Origin of the sequence: Helicobacter turcicus (genome assembly GCF_019711685.1) — a bacterium.
GTDB classification, from domain to species: domain Bacteria; phylum Campylobacterota; class Campylobacteria; order Campylobacterales; family Helicobacteraceae; genus Helicobacter_D; species Helicobacter_D turcicus.
The window spans coordinates 1-4,227 of record NZ_JAIGYQ010000021.1; the positions used below are offsets into that span (position 1 = coordinate 1).

Below are 4,227 nucleotides of genomic sequence, written 5' to 3' on the forward strand. Positions count from 1 at the left end.
TCTATCCTTTTATAAAGTCCAAAACACCCCATACAAAAAACAACAAAAACCCCCAAAACCAACACCCCAAACTCAAGTGCCACTTCGCGCATAAAAAGCAGACTCCAACTCACAAAGGGCAATTGTGTATCTAATCCGCTAAATAGCACTTCAAATTGTGGTAAAACAAAAAGTGTTATCCCTAAGAATACGCAAACCATCACAAAAAATACCACACTAGGATAGAGCATAACCTTTGTTAAAATTTTTTGATTTTTCTGTGTGTTTTTAAGACGTAAAATCACAAGTTCCACAACTTCTAATAAGAGATTTGTCTTTTGTCCAACAAGTAGCATCGCACAAATAAAATCCGAAAAACCCGCTTCCTTAAAGCTCTGTGCTAGATTTTTTCCAGAATTTAGTGCAAATAATGCCTTTTGGAATCGCAATCTTAGTGTTTTATTTCTGCAGTGGTTTTGGATATTTTCTAATAGGATTTGCAAAGGTAGCTGCGCTTTTAACCCAAGCTTTAATGCATAAAATGCACCTAGTAAATCCTTTAGACTAACACTTCTTTGAAACTCCCAAATGCTTGTCTTTGGTGTGATTGATAGCACAACAACATGTTTTAAATTCTGCTCTAGCTGTGCTTGTGAAGAGGCACTAAAAACCTTTGTGTAAATCTTGCCTTGACTTTTGTATTTAACAATAAAGCGCATTTTTTACCACACGATACACTTCACATTCATCTGTAATGCCACGCTCTATAAGCACTCTTGCTTTTTGCTCTAGTGTGAAATTTTGTGTAGCAGATTGTAAAATTTCTAGCATTTGCATTTTTGAGATTTTCCCTTTTATAAAATGCTCCAAATCCCTAGAAGAGAGCACCACTTCAACAATAGCAATCCTTCCAAAATAGCCTGTATAATTGCATTTTGCGCAACCCTTTGGAATCCATTTTGCATCTATCTTTTCCTTGCAATCACACAGCTTTCTAAGTAATCTTTGCGCTAGGATTCCGCTTAAACTCTGTGTAATAAAATGCGCCTCTACCCCCATATCTAATAAGCGCACAATAGAATCTAATGCGTCATTTGTGTGCAATGTGGCAAATACCAAATGTCCGGTAAATGCTGCTTGAATTGCAAGTTGAAGACTTGCTTTATCACGCACTTCGCCTAAGCTTATCACATCAGGATCTTGACGTAGGACATTGCGCAACACACTCACAAACTCTACTTCCTTGCTTATTGCAACTTGATTAATATGCTCTAAGCGATACTCCACAGGGTCTTCAAGCGTGATGATTTTTAAATTTCTCTCCTTTAAAATATTTAAGATTCCATACATTGTTGTGCTTTTTCCGCTACCTGTTGGACCTGTGATTAGAACCAATCCAAAGGGGAGCATAGCTAGAGTTTGAATCTGTGCTAACTCTGCCTCTCCAAAGCCTAAAGCCTCTAGGGGCATTAGTGTTTTATGTTTATCTAAAATCCTAATGACAATAGATTCCCCTTGAACTAAAGGAAGTGTAGAAACACGAAAATCAAAACCTCTCTTAAGCCCATTATTGCTTATTAATTCTAAACCAAAACGTCCATCTTGAGGAAGTTTTGCTTCTGTGAGATTTAAATGTGCTAGTAATTTTATACTAGCACTCATAGGCAAAAACACCCAAGATTCTAGGCAAAATTTCTCCACTAAAACCCCATCAATACGGAATCTAATGCGCATATTTTGCACATCAAACTCCAAATGCACATCACTTGCACGTTCTAAAACAGCCCTTTGGAGTATGAAATACACCAACTCTTGCACACTAGATTTTCCCTCTTGTAAGCCATATTCTTTGGAATCTAATTTGATTTCTTGCTGAATTTTTTCTAACAAATTTTGTAGAGTTTCTTTTTGTTCTGCCTCTTGTAAATGTATTAAAAATTTGGATTCTGTAATCTCTGTAAATTCTAGTATGAAGGATTGAAAAAGATTCCGTAATGTGTCTTTATGGGGATTTTTCTCGCTCTTTAAGAGTGCAATGTGCAAACACCTCTCACTCTCTTTTAAAACCACTGCTCCAAAATAGCGCATTTGCTCACTATTTAGCCTCAAATTCTCTCGCCTTTGCGCATCTGTTCTAGCAATTCTAAAAGCATATGGTTAGAATTTTGCAGTAAAAAATTTTGCAAAATTAAGATTGCTTCATTTTTGTTTCCCTCCAAATACAAAGCCTTAGCAAAAATCTCCCAACTCTCAATATTCTTTGGGTTATCTTGATTGATCTCTAAGGCGAGTGTTTTTGCTGTTGTGTAGTCTTGATTATGCATTGCAAGACGTGCAAGATGCAAACTCCTTTGTTTTGGTGCTTTTTGCGTGCTTGTAAGCAGAATTTTTGGTGTTTGCTCTAAAGGGGTTGTAACATTTGGCTTTGGTGGAGTATTTAAGCTTAAATATTGCGTGGCAACATAGCCATTTGCAATATGTAAAAATCCATTTTCTACACCAAAATACATACACACTTTTTCACCCTTTTGAAGAGTTTGCAAAATTTTTGCCTGCATATTTGGGTTTTGGCGCACATTAAGCACATTTGCTTGCACATAAAAACAAGGCTTTTGCGCACTTTTGCTTTGCAGATGTTTTGCTTCTAATTTGTAAGCTTTCAAAAAAAATTCCATAATCAAAACCAAAGCCCCCAAACCCATACAAAACACAGCAATGCGTAACATTACTGCTCTCCTGCTAATGTGTATCCTAAACTTGCTAGACTTAGCTCCTCCTCTTCTTTAATAATGCGCGGTGTGATGATAAAGACAATTTCTTCAGTGGTCATAGAATCTTGTGCGTAAGAGAAGAGGGGCTTAATAAGCGGAATATCTCCTAAGAGTGGAATCTTATTGTTCTCTTTAGCATGGTTTTGTGCAATGAGTCCTCCTAAAATGACTTTTTGGTTATTTTTAACCTTAACAATAGAGCTTAATTGATTAGTAGTAAGATTTGGAGGTGTATCAAAGGCGTTTGGGGCAATTTTTGTCTGCAAATCTTTAGTTTTTGTTATGGAGGGATTGACCTTTAACATAATAGAATCCTCAAACACTAAGGGCGTAATATCTAAAAGCACACCCGCAAAAATGCTTGGGTATTCATTGTTTGTATTTGTAAGCGTGGTTTGGGCATTTGTATTTTGATAAATGCTACTCTTTTTATAACGTAAAATATCGCCTACGCTAATCATTGCGGGTTGATTATTAAGCGTTAGCACCTTAGGGTTTGAAATGGATTGCACTTGCCCATAACCTTTTAAAAACTCTACAATACGATTTAAGCTAAGCCCCGCTGAAAAAATATTAAGCCCATAGCGCACACTATTTTTGCCACTACCTCCTACAAGATTTAACCCACTTGTATTGCCAACAACTCCATTCCCTCCAAAACTTGCTCCCTCACTAAAGGGAGGAATTGTGAGGTTTTGTAGATTATATAAGGAATCCCAATTAATCCCCATTGTTTTTGTATTGCTATGGCGCACACTTAGGATTTGCACATCAATAAGCACTTGTTTTTGTAGCCTTGTATGCAAGGCTTGAATATAGGATTCTACCTTTTGTAGCGACTTTTTATCACCATTTACGCTAATTAGCCCAGCACCTTTGTTGATAATCACTTGCCCATTGTTTTCACTCTCTCCAAGAAGTGCTAAAATCTCTGCATTAATATGTTCCCAAAAATTGAATCCGTCTTCGCTTGTAATCACAATTCCAGATTGACTTACCCTATCTTGGAGATTCTCTGTTGGGCTTTGGTTTTCTTCATTATTAATAGAAACTGCTGTGTTGCTAATCCCTTGACGATTTGTGCTAAGATAATTTATCTTGAAAGTTTTTGTTTTTTGTAGGCTTAAATGCAATACATCTCCGCTAAAATCATAATGCAAATTTGCTGCACTAAAGAGCAATTCTAGGATAAAATCCAAATCTTTATCCCTAATATTGACTATTGATAATTTTTGTCCCAAATGCGATTGCACTTCTGCTTCATTCCAAACCACGCTAAAATGGCATACATTTGAAAACTCACTCAAAATCTCCTGCACACTCACTGCATATTCTTGCACACTTAGATTAAACACACGTTCCTTACATGCAAAAAGTTCTCCCCCAAACAAACACAGAAAAATCACTAAAAACCGCAACTTATCCTCCCTTACCTATTACTTTTTCTTGATAAATTTAGGCTTTTCCTTGCATAACC

4 protein-coding genes are annotated in these 4,227 nt (G+C 36.5%); all 4 read right to left on the reverse strand.

Annotated elements, in window-relative coordinates:
• The coding region (locus K4G57_RS08825; RefSeq protein WP_221532806.1) for a type II secretion system F family protein at window positions 1-698 on the reverse strand (698 nt) is incomplete at its 3' end.
• Window positions 682-2,088, reverse strand: coding sequence for a GspE/PulE family protein (locus tag K4G57_RS08830; protein WP_221532807.1), 1,407 nt, complete (start codon window positions 2,086-2,088; stop codon window positions 682-684). The genes K4G57_RS08825 and K4G57_RS08830, both read right to left, overlap by 17 nt.
• Window positions 2,085-2,705, reverse strand: coding sequence for an SH3 domain-containing protein (locus K4G57_RS08835; protein ID WP_221532808.1), 621 nt, complete (start codon window positions 2,703-2,705; stop codon window positions 2,085-2,087). Before K4G57_RS08835 ends, K4G57_RS08830 begins: the two co-directional genes overlap by 4 nt.
• The gene (gene mshL / locus K4G57_RS08840; RefSeq protein WP_221532809.1) at window positions 2,705-4,168 is read right to left on the reverse strand and encodes a pilus (MSHA type) biogenesis protein MshL; all 1,464 of its coding nucleotides are present in this window, start codon (window positions 4,166-4,168) and stop codon (window positions 2,705-2,707) included. Before mshL ends, K4G57_RS08835 begins: the two co-directional genes overlap by 1 nt.
• Between the last annotated feature and the right edge of the window lie 59 nt (window positions 4,169-4,227).

Bases quoted from the DNA above. Each gene is read 5' to 3' on its own strand.
- K4G57_RS08835 (WP_221532808.1), bottom strand. From the start codon at position 2,705: ATGTTACGCATTGCTGTGTTTTGTATGGGTTTGGGGGCTTTGGTTTTG.